The organism is Micromonospora sp. NPDC047644 (assembly GCF_040704315.1).
Lineage (GTDB): Bacteria > Actinomycetota > Actinomycetes > Mycobacteriales > Micromonosporaceae > Micromonospora.
On sequence record NZ_JBEYSY010000002.1, the window covers coordinates 144,543 to 159,687 of the forward strand.

Annotated in this window: 14 protein-coding genes and 1 pseudogene; 9 read left to right on the top strand and 6 right to left on the bottom strand. The window is 72.0% G+C overall.

All coding sequences use genetic code 11. From position 1 onward, the window contains the following. Positions 1-51: 51 nt before the first annotated feature. From AB0877_RS03855 to AB0877_RS03870, 4 genes and pseudogenes are all read right to left on the bottom strand, one after another. A complete protein-coding gene (locus AB0877_RS03855; RefSeq protein WP_355423851.1) occupies positions 52-513 on the bottom strand; it encodes a DUF5709 domain-containing protein in 462 nt (153 codons plus the stop codon). Positions 514-634: 121 nt separating this feature from the next. Then, positions 635-1,519 carry an alpha/beta hydrolase gene (locus AB0877_RS03860; protein WP_366606397.1) on the bottom strand — a complete coding sequence of 295 codons (885 nt, stop codon included), beginning with the start codon at positions 1,517-1,519 and terminating at the stop codon, positions 635-637. A gap of 112 nt (positions 1,520-1,631) precedes the next feature. Next, positions 1,632-2,555 carry a sigma-70 family RNA polymerase sigma factor gene (locus tag AB0877_RS03865; protein WP_366606399.1) on the bottom strand — a complete coding sequence of 308 codons (924 nt, stop codon included), beginning with the start codon at positions 2,553-2,555 and terminating at the stop codon, positions 1,632-1,634. Positions 2,556-2,649: 94 nt separating this feature from the next. Continuing rightward, positions 2,650-3,614: pseudogene (locus tag AB0877_RS03870) on the bottom strand (YafY family protein). A 62-nt stretch (positions 3,615-3,676) separates the two neighbouring features. On the opposite strand from AB0877_RS03870, the gene AB0877_RS03875 reads away from it, so the two are divergent. Together AB0877_RS03875 and AB0877_RS03880 are read left to right on the top strand one after the other, a co-directional pair. Further along, positions 3,677-4,810 (top strand): epoxide hydrolase, encoded by a 1,134-nt coding sequence (locus AB0877_RS03875; protein ID WP_366606401.1) that lies wholly within the window; start codon positions 3,677-3,679, stop codon positions 4,808-4,810. Then, positions 4,807-5,964, top strand: coding sequence for a winged helix DNA-binding domain-containing protein (locus AB0877_RS03880; protein ID WP_366606402.1), 1,158 nt, complete (start codon positions 4,807-4,809; stop codon positions 5,962-5,964). Before AB0877_RS03875 ends, AB0877_RS03880 begins: the two co-directional genes overlap by 4 nt. 100 nt (positions 5,965-6,064) lie before the next feature. On the opposite strand, the gene AB0877_RS03885 is transcribed toward AB0877_RS03880, so the two are convergent. Next, positions 6,065-7,042, bottom strand: a complete 978-nt coding sequence (locus AB0877_RS03885) for an aldo/keto reductase (RefSeq protein ID WP_366606404.1) — start codon at positions 7,040-7,042, stop codon at positions 6,065-6,067. A gap of 172 nt (positions 7,043-7,214) precedes the next feature. Here AB0877_RS03885 and AB0877_RS03890 point away from each other — a divergent pair, with 172 nt between their 5' ends. The 5 genes from AB0877_RS03890 to AB0877_RS03910 all read left to right on the top strand — a co-directional run bounded on the left by AB0877_RS03890 (position 7,215) and on the right by AB0877_RS03910 (position 10,585). Then, positions 7,215-7,574 (top strand): hypothetical protein, encoded by a 360-nt coding sequence (locus AB0877_RS03890; protein ID WP_366606406.1) that lies wholly within the window; start codon positions 7,215-7,217, stop codon positions 7,572-7,574. Positions 7,575-7,605: 31 nt separating this feature from the next. After that, entirely contained in the window at positions 7,606-8,166 is a 561-nt protein-coding gene (locus tag AB0877_RS03895; RefSeq protein WP_366606407.1) for a hypothetical protein, read from the top strand. A 4-nt stretch (positions 8,167-8,170) separates the two neighbouring features. Beyond that, positions 8,171-8,737, top strand: coding sequence for a helix-turn-helix domain-containing protein (locus AB0877_RS03900; RefSeq protein WP_366606408.1), 567 nt, complete (start codon positions 8,171-8,173; stop codon positions 8,735-8,737). Positions 8,738-8,814: 77 nt separating this feature from the next. Further along, complete coding sequence (locus tag AB0877_RS03905; RefSeq protein WP_366607085.1) at positions 8,815-9,075, top strand: dihydrofolate reductase family protein; 261 nt, start codon at positions 8,815-8,817, stop codon at positions 9,073-9,075. Between the two features lie 154 nt (positions 9,076-9,229). Beyond that, a complete protein-coding gene (locus tag AB0877_RS03910) occupies positions 9,230-10,585 on the top strand; it encodes a cellulase family glycosylhydrolase (protein ID WP_366606410.1) in 1,356 nt (451 codons plus the stop codon). A 124-nt stretch (positions 10,586-10,709) separates the two neighbouring features. Here AB0877_RS03910 and AB0877_RS03915 read toward each other — a convergent pair whose 3' ends face one another. Further along, a complete protein-coding gene (locus AB0877_RS03915; RefSeq protein ID WP_366606411.1) occupies positions 10,710-11,654 on the bottom strand; it encodes a DJ-1/PfpI family protein in 945 nt (314 codons plus the stop codon). Between the two features lie 53 nt (positions 11,655-11,707). Between AB0877_RS03915 and AB0877_RS03920 the strand changes: the two genes are divergently transcribed. Further along, entirely contained in the window at positions 11,708-12,274 is a 567-nt protein-coding gene (locus tag AB0877_RS03920; RefSeq protein WP_366606412.1) for a DJ-1/PfpI family protein, read from the top strand. 112 nt (positions 12,275-12,386) lie between these two features. Further along, the gene (locus tag AB0877_RS03925) at positions 12,387-15,056 is read left to right on the top strand and encodes a carboxylate--amine ligase/circularly permuted type 2 ATP-grasp protein (protein ID WP_366606414.1); all 2,670 of its coding nucleotides are present in this window, start codon (positions 12,387-12,389) and stop codon (positions 15,054-15,056) included. Positions 15,057-15,145 lie beyond the last annotated feature (89 nt).

The following is a 15,145-nucleotide window of genomic DNA, read 5'->3' on the forward strand; positions in this document are numbered from 1 at the left end:
ACCCCGCCGCGCTCGGCACCTCACCGGGTGCCGAGCGCGGCGGGTACGGCGTCAGCGCAACGGACCGTCGCCGGGCCCGTCCGGGTCCTCGACCAGGTGGATCGCCGCCTCCTCCGCGCTGGCGGCACCCGCGTCGATGCCGGCGTCCCACGCCACCGACTCGGCTTCGTCGTCCTCGCGGACGCCCTCGTCGTACGCGACGAGACGGCCGGCGCGCGCCTCCGCCTCGTACCCCCGGCGGGTCAACTCGTCCTCGTCGTCGCCACCCTCGGCGTACGGGTCCACATCCGGCACCTCCTGGGCGAGGTGTTGCTCCAGGGACTCGCCCGCCCGCTCCTCGGCCGGCGTGGTGCCGAACCGGTTTGCCGCGGTCCAGTGGTCCTCGGCGATGATGCCGGTGTCGAGGGGGTCGCCGACCCGGTCGTCGTCGAGGGTGTCGGAGGCGTCCAGGACCCCGTCGTCCTCGGCCACGTTCCACTCGTCGACGGAATCCATCCGTTCGGTCTGGCTCACGGCGGTCTCCTCTTCGTCACGGTGCAGCAAAACGATCAGCTTATGACCGTGCAACGCGCCCGCGCCCCGAGGTCTGCCCGATGTGACGAACGGACCTGGGGGCGCGCGGCACCGCGGTGGGTCAACGCTTCAGCAGCTCCGCCACGGCGTCGGTGAACTCCGCGGGTTGCTCGATGTGCGCGAAGTGTCCGCTTCGCTCCAGCGTCACCAGTCGCGAGTCCGGAAGTCCCGCGTGCAACTGCTCGGCCCAGCGGGGGCCACAGATGAAGTCGTACGTCCCGACGATCACCACGACGGGCACGGTGATCTCACCGAGGTTCTCCCGCACGTCGAATGGGGCTGGATCCTGGGCGTTGGCCGGCTCCGCCCAGATCCGGACGCCAGCCTGAAGCGGGGCGAACTCGTTCTGTCGGCCCCAGAAGTCCGCGAAGTAGACCGGCAGGACGGCGCGCAGGGCAGCGCCCAACGACTCGTCGTCCCTCGCCGCGTGGAGCTGCTCGAAGGCCGCCGGAATCGCCGCCGCCTCGGGTCGGTCCGGGTGTCGCTGTGGGTACGCGGCGACGCCGGCCATCGCCTCGGCCCAGAACTCGGCCCCGGTGACGGGTGAGGTGTCGTACAGGGCCAGCCCGGCGACCCGGTCCGGGTGGTCGAGGGCGTACCGCTGGGCGACGAAACCGCCGTACGAGTGCCCGAGGAGGTAGACGCGGGGCTCACCGACACGCTGGACAATCGCGTGCAGGAACCGGACGTACGTGTCGAGACGGTAATCGCCGGGGTTGTCGAGCCGTCCCGAGGCGCCGGTGCCCACCGGCTCGACGTACACCATCGTGAAGTGCTCCTCCAGGCTCGGCGTCCGCAGGTAGGACCACTCGATCCCCGGGCCACCCGAGTGCGCCAGGCACACCGGGCCGCTGCCGGCGACGTGGTAAACCTGCGCGACGCCATCCACGGTGAACGTGTGGGCACCGGGTGCGAGGGCGCTGACGTCGTGGCTTGTGGAACCCATGAACTATCTCCCGATCGAGACCCGCGCGGCGTCCGCCGGCACGGCAACTGGTGCTTGACGCTGACCAGATGCGCGGGTCGAGCGGAAAGTTCGCTCGGTCGGGAAAGGTTTTTCAGACCAGCGCGGGGGCGGGGTGGAAAAGGGTGAGTTGGCGTACCCGGCCCTGGCGCAGCATCTGCAACCACAGCGCCGCGGGTGGGCAGTGCTCCGGGTCGTCGGGTGGGCTGATCAGGTCGGTCTCCCAGATCAGCACGTCGCCGCTGGCCACCACGTTGCGCAGTCGCTGACGTACCCCGGCGGTCAGGTCGCGGCTCATGCCGGTGACCGCCAGATCGGGGCCACCGCGCGGACCACCCGGCACGATCATCTCGGCGTCGGGCCACCAGCTCTCGCGGACCACCCGGTCGAAGTCGCCGCCCATCGCGGTGGCGATCATGTCGCGGCCCTCCCGCCAGCGTGCGTCGTTCGAGGCGGCGACGTCCGTGTGTGCGGCGTCCGCCGCCGTCCGCAGGCCGCCGGCGAGGGCCCGGCGGGCGTGGCTGAGGCGACTGCGGACGGTGCCGACCGGCACGCCGCACACGGTCGCGATCTGTTCGTACGAGGACGCGTCGCTGAAGTACCGCAGCAGGGTGACGAGCCGGTCGGGTTCGGACAACTGCCCGACGGAGTGCCACAACCAGTCGCGCATCGCGGCCCGGTCCAGCGCCTCCTCCGGGGTGGGTGTGTCGGCGGGGCGGGTGAACCACTCGGGTTCGGCGACCGGGACGGCTCTGGGCCCGCGCAACGCCATCCGGCTGTTGTTGCGCACGATCGCCCGTAGCCAGGGGCCGGCGGCGTTCGGGTCGCGGACCTCGCCGATGCGGCGCAGGGCGACGACCATGGCGTCCTGGACCGCGTCCTCGGCGTCCGGCCCGTAGCCGAGGATGCTCAGGGCGACGGCCCGCATCCCGGCCTCGTGCCGGGCCAGCAGCGCCCCCAGCGCGGCCGCGTCGCCGGCCTGCGCGAGTACGACCAGCTCCCTGTCGCTCTGCGTCACGTCCAGTTCCTCCCCGAAACACCTGTTCTGAACGCTTGTGCTCCATCAAGCGTACGGCGGGCCGGCGCGTCGATGCCCGGGCCGGTCAGCCGACCTACGCTGCGGACGAGCTGGCGGCGCGGGTCGCCCGTGAGCCGATCTGCCGCAGGTGCGCGATCAGCTCGGGAGGCTCGTGCACCTCCATGTCGCAACCGAGAGTCAGCAGACGCCATGCCAGCCACTCCAGCGTGTCGGCGGCGCTGCGTAACCGGCACGAGGTCGCGTCGATCGGCTCCAGCTCGACGCCGGCACCGCCCAACGGGCCCGCCATCCGCTCGATCGGCGCGTACAGCGTGACCACCGCCCGGTAGACGGGCGTCAGCTCACGCAGCTTCTCCGTCATGAACGAGGCGGCGTCGGACGCCGGCAGTGGCCGGGCGGTGACCCGGGTCCGGGTGGGCCGCACGCCGGTGATCCGGTCGAGCCGGAAGATCCGCCAGTCGTCGCGGTCGTTGTCGTAACCCACCAGATACCAGCGCCGGCCCGCCGACACCAGCTTGTACGGCTCGACGAGCCGTTCGGTGTCCACGCCGTCGCGACGGCGGTAGGTGAACCGCAGCTGTTCACGACTGGTGACGGCGGCGGCCAGCGCGCTCAGGTGCTCCGGGTCGACAGTCGGTCGGTCCCAGGTGAGCAGCGGTTCGGTGGCCGCCCCGAGCGCGCTGACACGGTGCCGCAGCCGGGACGGCAGCACCTGTTCGAGCTTCGCCAGCGCCCGTACCGAGGCCTCCTCGATGCCGACCACCGCGTGACCGGCGGCGGTGCGCAGACCGACGGCGATCGCCACGGCCTCGTCGTCGAGCAGCAGCGGCGGCATCGCCTTGCCGGCGACCAGGCGGTATCCGCCGATCGCGCCATCGTCGCCTGCACCGGGTAGCCGAGGTCGCGCAATCGCTGCACGTCGCGGCGGATGGTGCGCAGGCTGACGCCGAGCCGGCTGGCCAACTCGCTGCCGGGCCACTCGCGGGGGGTCTGCAACAGCGACAACAGGCCCAGCAGCCGGGCGGGGGTGTCGGACATGATCTGAGGGTGCCACCGATGTGTGCCAGAAGCTGTCCTATATGGGCCGTAGCGTTCCCGGCATGACGCCATTTCGCATCGACATCCCGCAGGCGGACCTCGACGATCTGCGTGACCGGCTCTCCCGAACCCGGTGGCCCCGCGCGTTGCCCGGCACCGGCTGGAGCCGGGGGGTGCCGGTGACGTACCTGCGTGAGCTGACCGAGTACTGGGCCCATGGTTACGACTGGCGGGCCCACGAGGCGCGCCTGAACGACTTCCCCCAGCTCGTCACCGAGATCGACGGCTTGGAGGTGCATGCGCTGCACGTCCGCTCGCCGGAGCCGGACGCGCTGCCGTTGTTGCTGACACACGGCTGGCCCAATTCCGTGGTCGAGTTCACCGAGCTGATTGGTCCGCTGGCCGACCCACGCGCTCACGGCGGGGATCCCGCGCAGGCGTTTCACGTGGTCGTGCCGTCGGTGCCCGGCTACGGTTTCTCGCAGGCGCCGCCGGCCGGGTTCGACATCGACCGACTCGCCCGGATGTGGGTCGAGCTGATGGCCCGCCTCGGCTACCACCGTTACGGCACCCAGGGCGGCGACCTCGGTGCCTACGTCGCGCCACGGGTGGCCGCGGTGGCCCCGGACCAGGTCGTCGGCGTGCACATCGACGGCGGATTCGGCTTCCCGACCGCCGCCGACGTGCCGGACATGAGCGCGGCGGAACGTGCCGAGTGGGAGCAGATGCAGCAGTGGATGAGCGGCGGCGTCGACCATCACGCGCTGCTGCGGGCGGCGCCGCAGACCCTCTCGTACGCCTGGAACGACTCCCCGGTCGGGCTGCTGGCCTGGATGATGCAGAAGTTCAAGGAGTTCACCATGACGGTGCCGACGCCGGAGCAGGCCATCGACCGGGACCACCTGCTCACCAATGTGAGCCTCTACTGGTTCACCGGCACGTCGGGAACGTCGTCATGGCCGATGTACGAGCGACTCACCGTCGCCGACGACGGCGGTTTCGCCTGGCCGACGGGCCAGCGGCGGGTGCCGTCCGGTGTGTACGGCGGCGGCTCCGCGCTGATGCGCCGCCTCGCCGAGCGAGACAACACGATCGTCCACTGGCCGCACGGCAACCCGGGCAGCCACTTCGTGGCGATGGACGAGCCGCTGGCGCACGCTGCGGACATCCGCGCGTTCTTCGAGGGCCTGCGATGACCGAGCTGAGCTGGGCGCAGGTGTCCGCCCGACGGCTTGCGCGCCACCGGCTCGGCGCGCCGGCGGCGGACGCGGCACCGGACGCCGGACGCGTCGCCGAGGTGGTGTCGGCGATGTGCGGCGCGCACGCCCAGATCGCGTCGGCCGCCGAGCTGTCCGTCGGCCTGCGGGTGCCGGGCTCGACCCGCGCCCTGGTACGCCGGGCACTGTGGACCGACCGCACCCTGGTCAAGACCCGTGGGCCACGCGGGACCGTACACCTGCTCGCCGCGGCGGACCTGCCGATGTGGGTCGGCGCACTGACCGCGTTGCCGGCGCCGTCCTGGGAGCAGAGTGTGGCCCTGCTGACGCCCTCGCAGACCGAGCAGGTCCTCGCGGCCATCGCCGAGGCGGTCGCCGAGGCCGACCTGACCACCGCCGAGCTGACCGAGGAGGTCGTCGCCCGTACCGGCCCGTGGGCGGGTGACCTGGTCATGGAGGCGTTCCAGGACAAATGGCCCCGGTGGGTCGCGGCGATGACCGCCGCCACCCGGGGCGGGGTGGTCTGCTTCGGCCCGAATCGCGGTCGGGCCAGCACGTACACCAGCCCGACCCGGTGGCTGCCCGACTTCGCGCCGATGCCCGGCCCCGCCGCCCTGGCCGCCCTCGTCCGCGGCTACCTGCACGCGTACGGGCCGGCCACCCCGGCACAGTTCGCCCGGTGGATGGCGGTGCCCCCGGGGTGGGCGACGTTGCTGTTCGACTCGCTCGATCTGACCGAGGTGACAGTCGAGGGCACCCGGGCCTGGGTGGCCGCCGGCGACACCGAATTCCCCGACGACCGGCCGTCCGGGTTGCGGCTCCTGCCGTACTTCGACGCGTACGCGGTCGGCTGTCACCCCCGCGAACGGCTCTTCCCCGGTGCTGCCGCCGAACGGGCGCTCGCCGGCGGCCAGGCCGGCAATTATCCGGTGCTGCTGATCGACGGGGTGGTCGCCGGCGTGTGGCACCAACGCCGCTCCGGCCGCTCGATCCGGGTCACGGTCGAGCCGCTGCGGACGCTCGGTGCCGCCCGGCGACGGGCGTTGGGGGAGGAGGTCGAGCGGATCGGCGACGTCCTGGAGGGCGAGGCGTCGCTGACCATCGGCACCGTCAGCGTCGGTCCGCACGCCTGAGGCCACGCCGGCCCACCGCCTGGGCCACGGCACCTCTGGTCGTCGATGCGGTTGGATCGCAACGGCGACCGTCGCACCCACCGCCGGAGCGGCAGGACACCTAGTAGCGGCCACCCTCGGGCGCGGGCAGCGCGTCCAGGTCGGCCAGGTCCTCGGCGCTGAGCCGCACGTCGGCGGCGGCGCAGTTGTCCACCAGGTACTTCGGGGTCTTGGTGCCGGGAATCGGAACAACCGGGTCACCCTGGGCGACCACCCACGCGAGGGCGACCTGCGCGGGGCTGACGCCGGCCCGGTCGGCGATCTCCCGGACCCGGGCGACGATGGCGAGGTTGGCGCGCAGCGCGTCCTGCTGGAAGCGCGGCAGGCCACGCCGGAAGTCGTCGGCGGGCAGGTCGTCGAACGAGGTGAACCGCCCGGCGAGGAAACCCCGACCGAGCGGGGAGAACGGCAGGAAGGCGATGCCCTGCTTGCGGCAGTACGGCAACACCTCGGTCAACGGGTCGCGGGTCCACAGCGACAGCTCGGACTGCACCGACGCCACCGGGTGCACCGCCTGGGCCCGCGCGATCTGCGCGACGCTCACCTCGGACAACCCGAGCTGCCGAGCCTTGCCCGCCGCCACGATCTCGGCCATCGCGCCCCAGGACTCCTCGATGGGCACCTCCGGGTCGACCCGGTGCAGTTGGTAGAGGTCGACGTGATCGGTGCCGAGCCGGCGCAGGCTCTCGTCGATCGCCGCCCGGATGTGCTCAGGGCGGCCGTTGTTGCCGATCTTCGGTGAGTTGCCGGGGCCGCCGCTGGGGGACGCGGCCACCAGGCCGACCTTCGTGGCCAGCACGGCCCGCTCCCGGTGCCCGCCGGCCAGCGCCCGACCGACCAGCTCCTCATTGGTGTACGGCCCGTACACGTCGGACGTGTCGATCAGCGTCGCGCCCAGGTCCAGAGCCTGCCGGATGACGGAGATCGACGTGTCGTCGTCGCGGGGGCCGGTGATGTCGTAGCCGTGGCTCATGCCCATGCAGCCGAGGCCGATGACGCCGACCTCGGGTCCGGTGCTGCCCAGCGTGGTGGTTCGCATGCGCCCACGCTACGACCGGAGCGGCGGACCCGCACCCGCCGTGGCCGGCGCAGCCGTTCCCTCGGGAGTACGTGACGACACTCACCGGAAGCGGACTCGGGAGTCCGGTACGGTGGTCGTTAAGCGGACCCGCGGGTCCGGATGTGTCTCACGGTGATCCACGAGGAGCCCCATGAAACTGGTACGGATCAGCGACGCCCTGCGCGCGGTGGTCTTCGAGCCGACGCGCGACCTGACCGAGGCGCTCGACGAGTTCTACGCCCCCGACTACACGCATCGCAGTGACGGCGAGACCCTCGACCGGGCCGGATTCGCCGAGATGGTGACCCGGGTGCGGGGTCAGATCGTCAGCGGCACCGTGCGGGTCCTCGACGAGCTGCGCGACGGTGTCCGCTACGCCGAACGACACGTCTACGAGATCACCCTGGCCGACGGGTCGACCGCCCGGCGGGAGATCGCCATCTTCGGAACGTACGCCGAGGACGGCCGCTTCCGTCACCTCAGCGAGACGGGTTTCGACCTGCCCGCCTGAACCGCCTCGACGACCAACGCAGGAGAGAGCCATGCCCCGCCTTGCCGACCCCGACCCGAACGCGATTCCGGCCGACGTCCGCGACGTCCTGTCCGCCCTGCCGCCCGACCCGATGGTCAGGATGCTGACCCACTCGGTCGGCACGGTGAACCTCTTCATCCAGCTCGCGAGGGCGCAGTTCACCTCGTTGGAGCTGCCCGCCCGCTCGCGGGAGTTGGTCATCCTGACGGTGGCCGAGTACGCCGGGTGCGAGTTCGTGGCGGCCCAGCACCGCCCGATGTCCGCGGCGGCCGGCGTCGACCAGCGCACTCGCGAGATCATCAGCAGCCGGGACATCGACAACCCGGACCTTCCTGCCCACGACCGGACGCTCATCCGGTTCGCCGCCGAGGTGGTGCGGTCACCCCGGGTCCCCGACGACCTCTTCGACCAGGTGCGGCACATCCTCAGCGAGCGCGAGATCGTCGAGGTGCTCCAGGTGATCGGCTACTACTGGTCGTTCGGCCGGGTTGCCACGGTGCTCAACGTCGAACTCACCACCGTGTACGGCGACGAGCCGCTGCTGACCGACGAGACCGAGCGGGCAGACTGAAGCCATGACCCCGTCGACGCCGAGCGCCCCGGATGCTCCCCATCGGCGTCTGGACGCCCGTCGCAACCAGGAGCGGGTCATCACCGCCGCCCGGGAACTCTTCAGCGAGCAGGGCCTCCAGGTGACGGTGCCGCAGGTGGCTGAGCGGGCCGGAGTGGGACGCGCGACCGTGTACCGCAGCTACCCCAGCAAGGACGACCTGATCGTCGCGGTCGTCCAGCGGCAGTTCCAGGAGTTGGAGCAGCGCATCCGGACGGCGCTCGACGGCGCTGACGCGTACCGGGAGTGGTGTTCCTTCGTGCCCGACCTGTTCGGACGCCTGGCCCGCGACCGGGTCCTCGCCGACGCGTTCTTCGAGGGCAAGCTGGTGCCCGCCGCGCGCATCCTGGCCCTGATCGGGCAGCTGGTGGCGGCAGCCCGAGCGTCCGGCGGGATCCGCCCGGACGCCGGGGAGCTGGACATCCGGGTCATCCTCTGCGGAGCGGTCCGGCAGCTCATCGTGCTCGACGAGCGCGACCCGGCGGTGTGGCGCCGGTACGCCGAGCTCGTGCTCAACGCGCTGCGCCCCTGACGACGACAGCTGACACTGGGAGCGGTCGTTGAGCGTGTCGGGACTGTCGCGCCAGCTTCGTCTTCGTCACCGACGGCATCGAGAGCGCCGTCGACCGGGCGAAGGCGATCGCCGGCGACAAGGAGGTCGGTGTCAACGGCGGCACCATCGCGGCCCAGGTCGTCGAGGCCGGCCTGCTCGACGAGGTGCACGTCGACCTCGTTCCGGTCCTGCTCGGTGCCGGCATCCCGCTCTTCGCCGACCTGAAGATCGCCCCACTTCAGCTGGATGGCCCGTTCAGCGCGGTCGAGGGCGACGGCGTCACCCACCTGGCCTACCGGGTACGCCGAGCCTCCTGAGCGCCCGCGGGGGACCGGCCTGATCGGGGCCGGGCGCCGGTGCTGAGCCCTCCGGCCAGAGCCTCCGCCTTGCCCCCATAGGCAATGATCGATATTCTGCGCCCAGGCGCCGCCCCGCCTCAGACCACCACCGTCGATCCGAAGCGGGTTCCGCATGCGCACACCGAGACTTGTCACGACTCTGGCCGTCGCCGGCCTGCTCGCCGGTGGGGTGGCGCTGGCCGCCGCCACACCGGCCAGCGCGGCGAGCGCCGTGTTCTCCGTGACCAACAACTGGGGCAACGGCTACCAGGGGCAGGTCACCGTCACCAACAACACCTCCGCCCAGATCGCCAGTTGGCGGGTCGAGTTCGACCTGCCGTCCTCCTCGACCGTCAGCCAGGCGTGGAACGCGCAGCAGACGACCTCGGGCAGCCACTACACCTTCGCCAACATGTCCTGGAACGGCACCCTCGCCGCCGGCGCCTCCACCTCGTTCGGCTTCCTCGTCAACGGCACCGGCACCCCGCTCAACTGCACGGTGAACGGCGCGTCCTGCGCCGGTGGTCCGCCCCCGACCACCCCGCCGCCACCCACCACACCGCCACCCACCACGCCGCCGCCGAGCACCGGCACGCCGGTCGAGCGGCACGGGCAACTGCGGGTCTGCGGCACCACCATTTGCGACAGGTCCGGCGCGCGGGTGCAGCTACGGGGCATCAGCAGCATGTGGCTCAACTGGGAAACAGCGCCGTACGCCGAGAACCTCTCCGCGCTGCGCTGGATGCGGGACAACTGGAACCTCCAGGTGATCCGCGCGGCCATGGGGGTGGAGCCGGCGGGGGCGTACCTGAGCGATCCGACCAAGGCCCGCGCGCAGGTGGAGACCATCATCAACAACGCGGTCACCGCCGGGGTCTACGTGATCGTCGACTGGCACGCGCACGAGGCGCAGAACAACCAGTCGCAGGCGGTGGCGTTCTTCGGCGACCTGGCCCGCCGGTACGGCCACCTGCCCAACGTCATCTGGGAGCCCTACAACGAGCCACTCCAGGTCAGCTGGACCAACGTCATCAAGCCGTACCACCAGGCCGTGGTGTCCGCGATCCGCGCCGCCGACCCGGACAACATCGTCGTGCTCGGCACCCCGACCTGGTCACAGGACGTGGACGTCGCGGCGGCCAGCCCGGTCACCGGCACCAACCTGATGTACACCCTGCACTTCTACTCCTGCACGCACGGGGCGTCGCTGCGGGCCAAGGGCGACGCGGCGATCCGCGCGGGTCTGGCGCTGTTCGTCACGGAGTGGGGAGCCAGCAACGCCGACGGCGGTCTCGACGGCCGGGCCTGCCTGCCGGAGGCGCAGTCCTGGATCGACTGGATGAAGGCGAACGGCATCTCCTGGACGGCCTGGAAGCTCGACGTCGGCACCGACACCACCAACCTGCTCAGCCCGGGAGCACCGGTCACCGGTGGGTGGACCAACTACCTGCACGGCCACGCGCCGTTCGTGGTGGCCAACATGAGGTGACCCCGGCGGCTCCTTGACCGGGATTGATCGAATCGAGACTGCTGATGTCGGGGTGTCCAGGCCGGTGGGACACCCCGACATCACCGGCTGTCACCACCACCGCGCCACGGCCACCGTCGGAGGGTCACTGTGTGAAGGCCCGCCGGTACGCGGTAGGGGTGGTGGCGAAAGCCCGCTGGAAATGCGCGCGGAGGTTTGTCGCCGTGCCCAGCCCGGTACGCCGTGCGACCTCGTCGATGGTGATACCGCCATTCTCCAGCAGGGCGCAGGCGGCCCGCAGCCGCTGCTGGATCAGCCACGCTCGTGGACTCATCCGGAACCGGCTCCGGAAACTGCGGTGCAGCGTACGGCTGGACATCACACCCTGGCGGGCAAGGTCCGCGACGGTGATCGGGCGGTGCAGGTTGCTGCTCGCCCACGCGATGACCTCGGCCAACTCGTGGTTCTCACCCGGGACGCCGACCGGGATGAACTGGGCCTGACCACCGGCTCGGTGCAGCGGCGTGACCATGTGGCGGGCCCGTTGGATGGCGGCAGCCTGCCCGTGGTCGCGGCCGACGAGATAGAGGCACATGTCCAGGCCGGCGGCGAGTCCGGCGCTGGTGATCACCTCACCCTCGTCGACGTACAGCGCACCCGCGTCCACGACGATTCCTGGATGCTCGTGGGCGAGCGCGTCGGCGTGCGCCCAGTGGGTCGTCGCGCGGCGGCCGTCGAGCAGACCGGCCTGGGCCAGCGCGAAGGCACCAGTGCAGATCGACGCGATGCGGACGCCACGGCGGTGTGCGTGCCGCAACGCGTCGAGGGCACGCGGCGGTGCCGGGCCACGACGGAATCCGGGCACGATCACCGTGTCGGCGTCGTCGAGCGCGTCGAGCGTCGCGGCGACGGTCAGCTCCAGGCCCGCGGTGGTGGTGGACACCGAACCACCGTCCACCGCGCACACAGTCATCGCGTACCGGCCGTTGCCCTCATGGCCGAACACCTGCGTCGCGATGGTCAGATCGAAGGCGACAACCCGGGGTAGAGCGAGAACGACGACCCGATGCTTGGCGGGATGCTTACGCATGGTGGCAAGGATGCCACTCGTCGCCGCCCGGTCGGCAGGAGATCCTGGGCCGTATGCGGATCGAGATCGTGGTGTTCGACGGCTTCGACGAACTGGACGTCTTCGGACCGTTCGAGGTGTTGTCGATGGCTGGCTTCGACGTGGCGCTGGTCGCGGTCGAACGATCGGGGCTGGTCACGAGCATGCGTGGTGTCCAACTCCAGGTGCCCGAGGTGCTGGGTCAGGCAGACGGCGTGATCGTCCCGGGTGGCGGATGGCTGAACCGGGCACCCGAGGGTGCCTGGGCGCAGGCGCAGCGCGATGTGCTGCCGGCGAAGCTGGCCGCAGTGGCGGCATCGGCGCAGTGGATGGCGTCGGTGTGCACCGGTGCGCTGTTACTCGCCGCTGCCGGCCTGCTGACCGGCCGGCGGGCGACCACCAACCGCAACGCGTACGACGAGTTGCGCGCCCACGACGTCACCGTCGTCGATGAGCGGGTGGTCGACGACGGTGACCGGGTCACCGCCGGCGCGCTGTCGGCCGGGCTCGATCTGGGGCTGTGGCTCACCGAACGGGAACTGGGCGCCGCCACCGCCAACCGGGTCGCCGCGACCATCGAGTACCGGGCCGCGCCGCGCTGAGCAGCGCGGGCGGAACGGGCGCGTCACCTTAACGCGCCCGAAACACCCCCGGTACCAACCCTGGGAACGCTCGTCGGACAGCCAGACCACCGACACGCGAACCGGGGTGACCATGGCCGACAACACCACGAACGCGCCGACGTACGACGAGCCGGTCAGCCGGTCCGGCAACGGCCGGACGCCGCCCGCCCCCCGTACGAATCCGGTCCTGTCGCTGGACGACGGTGACCCGGCGGACCTGGCCACGATCGGGGTGGAGGAGGAGTTCCACGTCGTCGACCTGCACACCCGGGAGTTGGTGCCCCGCGCCGGGGAGTTGCTCGACCGGTTGCCGGCGGTCTCGTTCACCGCCGAGTTGCACCGCAGCGTGGTGGAGACCAACACCGCGGTCTGCCGCACCCTGGACGAGATCCGCGCCGAGCTGACCCGGCTGCGTCAGGCGGCCGTCCAGGTCGCCGACCGGGCCGGTCTGGGCATCGTGGCGGCCGGTACGGTGCCGCTGCGCGCCGACGGCGACCCCAGCGTCACCCCCACCTCCCGCTACCGCCGGATGCTCGACGAGTACCAGATGCTCGCCCGGGAGCAGTTGATCTGCGGAGCGCAGGTGCACGTCGGCGTCTCCGACCGGGACCTGGCGGTGGCGGTCACCCGCCGGGTCCAGCCGTGGCTGCCGGTGCTGCTGGCCCTCTCCACCAGCTCGCCGTACTGGATGGGTCAGGACAGCGGCTACGCCAGCGTGCGGTCCCTGGTCTGGCAGCGGTGGCCCACCGCCGGTGACCCGGGCGAGGTGACCAGCGCCGCGGATCACGAGGCGCTGGTCGCCGAGCTGATCTCCTCCGAGACCATCACCGACCCCGCCATGATCTATTTCGACGTCCGGCCGTCGGCGCACGTGCCCACTGTGGAACTGCGGATCACCGACGCCAACGCCGACGTGGAGATCATCGTCCTGCTCACCGGTCTGTTCCGGGCGCTCGTCCGACGGGAGGTCGCCGCCCTGCGCGCCGGGGTGGAGCGCACGGCCGTCCGACCCCCGGTGCTGCGCGCCGCCCTGTGGCGGGCGGCCCGCTCCGGATTGGAAGGGGACCTGCTCGACCTGCCCCGGTCGGCCCGACCGGTGCCGGCCGCCCAGGCGGTCCGCCGCCTGGTCAGCGACCTGCGCCCACAGTTGGAGGCGACCGGGGACTGGGAGCAGGTCAGCGAGCTGACCCGGTACGCGCTGGAACGCGGCAGCTCCGCCGCCCGGCAGCGGCGGGCGTACGAGCGACGGGGCCGGTTGGCTGACGTGGTCGACCTGCTGCTCGACGAGACCCGGGGTCGGGTCCGCGGTCCGCTGCCGGGTGCGCCGACACCGCCGGCGCTGCCCACGTACGCCGACGCCGGCGACGAGGTCTTCGGCCCGGCCGGACCGCAACCGGCGTACGCCCCGATACTCGCGACCCTGCGCCAACTCGGCGCCGGGGCGCTGCGTCGACGCGAACACGACCGGGACGAGGAGCAGCGGGCCCGGGGCGTGACGTTCAGCGTGGCCGGCGAGGCGAGCACCCGGCTCTTCCCGGTCGACCTGGTGCCCCGGGTGGTGCCCGCCGCCGACTGGGGGACCCTGCGTACCGGCCTGGTGCAACGCGCCCGCGCCCTCGACGCCTTCCTGCGCGACGTCTACGCCGACCGGGCGGTGGTGGCCGACGGCGTGGTGCCGGCGTGGGTGGTGGAGTCCTCACCCGGCCTGCGCCCGACCGGGGCGCTGATGGGCCGGCGGGGCACCCGCGCCCAGGTGTCCGGCACCGACCTCGTCCGGGACCCGGACGGCGGCTGGTACGTGCTGGAGGACAACCTGCGGGTGCCCTCCGGGATCGGCTACGCGGTGCAGAACCGTCGGCTGACCCGGGCGGTGCTGCCGGAGCTGCCGGTGCCGGCGGATCTGCTGCCCGCCGACGAGACGCCGGCGATGCTGTACCGGGCGTTGGTCGCCGCCGCCCCCGCCGCGGCCGACGACCCCGCCGTGGTGGTGCTCAGCAGCGGCCCCGGTGATCCGGCGTGGTTCGAGCACCGGCTGCTGGCCGACGAGATGGGCGTGCCGCTGACCGAGACCAGCGACCTGCTGGTGGAGGAGGGGCGGGTCCGGCTGGTCCGCGAGGGCTGCCGCCGCGAGGTCGACGTGATCTACCTGCGGATGGACGAGGAGGCGCTGCTGCACGCGCCCGGCGCGGACGGGGTGCCGCTGGGCTGGCCGCTGCTCGCCGCCGTGCACGCCGGGCGGCTCACCCTGGCCAATGCGCTGGGCAACGGCGTCGGTGACGACAAGGCCCTGTACGCGTACGTGCCCCGGCTGATCGAGTACTACCTGGGCGAGAAGCCGCTGCTCGGGGACGTGCCGACGTACCTGTGCGGGCTGCCCGAGCAGCGGGCCGAGGTGCTGGGCCGGCTCGACGAGCTGGTCCTCAAGCCGGTCGACGGGTACGGCGGTGACCGGGTGGTGATCGGCCCCCGCGCCGAGGCGGAGGAGTTGGACGCCGTACGCGAGCAGATCCTCGCGGCCCCGCACCGGTGGATCGCCCAGGAGATGATCGCGCTGACCACCCATCCGGTCTTCGACGGCACCGCGCTGGCTCCCCGCCACGTCGACCTGCGGGCGTTCGTGTTCCTCGGTGACACCGCCGAGGTCGCGCCGGTGGCGCTGACCCGGGTGGCGCCGGCCGGCAGCATGATCGTCAACTCGTCGCGCGGCGGCGGTTCGAAGGACACCTGGCTGCTCGGTGGAGCCGACGAACCGTCGGCGTAACCGGCGCTTGACCCACCCGTCATCGGGACGCAACCCGGTCCGCCAAGCCTGGACCGGTCAGCGCCCCAGCGGATCGAGCCGATGAGAGG

Bases quoted from the DNA above. Each gene is read 5' to 3' on its own strand.
- AB0877_RS03860 (WP_366606397.1), bottom strand. From the start codon at position 1,519: ATGGGTTCCACAAGCCACGACGTCAGCGCCCTCGCACCCGGTGCCCAC.
- AB0877_RS03875 (WP_366606401.1), top strand. From the start codon at position 3,677: ATGACGCCATTTCGCATCGACATCCCGCAGGCGGACCTCGACGATCTG.
- AB0877_RS03880 (WP_366606402.1), top strand. From the start codon at position 4,807: ATGACCGAGCTGAGCTGGGCGCAGGTGTCCGCCCGACGGCTTGCGCGC.
- AB0877_RS03885 (WP_366606404.1), bottom strand. From the start codon at position 7,042: ATGCGAACCACCACGCTGGGCAGCACCGGACCCGAGGTCGGCGTCATC.
- AB0877_RS03890 (WP_366606406.1), top strand. From the start codon at position 7,215: ATGAAACTGGTACGGATCAGCGACGCCCTGCGCGCGGTGGTCTTCGAG.
- AB0877_RS03895 (WP_366606407.1), top strand. From the start codon at position 7,606: ATGCCCCGCCTTGCCGACCCCGACCCGAACGCGATTCCGGCCGACGTC.
- AB0877_RS03900 (WP_366606408.1), top strand. From the start codon at position 8,171: ATGACCCCGTCGACGCCGAGCGCCCCGGATGCTCCCCATCGGCGTCTG.
- AB0877_RS03910 (WP_366606410.1), top strand. From the start codon at position 9,230: ATGCGCACACCGAGACTTGTCACGACTCTGGCCGTCGCCGGCCTGCTC.
- AB0877_RS03915 (WP_366606411.1), bottom strand. From the start codon at position 11,654: ATGCGTAAGCATCCCGCCAAGCATCGGGTCGTCGTTCTCGCTCTACCC.
- AB0877_RS03920 (WP_366606412.1), top strand. From the start codon at position 11,708: ATGCGGATCGAGATCGTGGTGTTCGACGGCTTCGACGAACTGGACGTC.
- AB0877_RS03925 (WP_366606414.1), top strand. From the start codon at position 12,387: ATGGCCGACAACACCACGAACGCGCCGACGTACGACGAGCCGGTCAGC.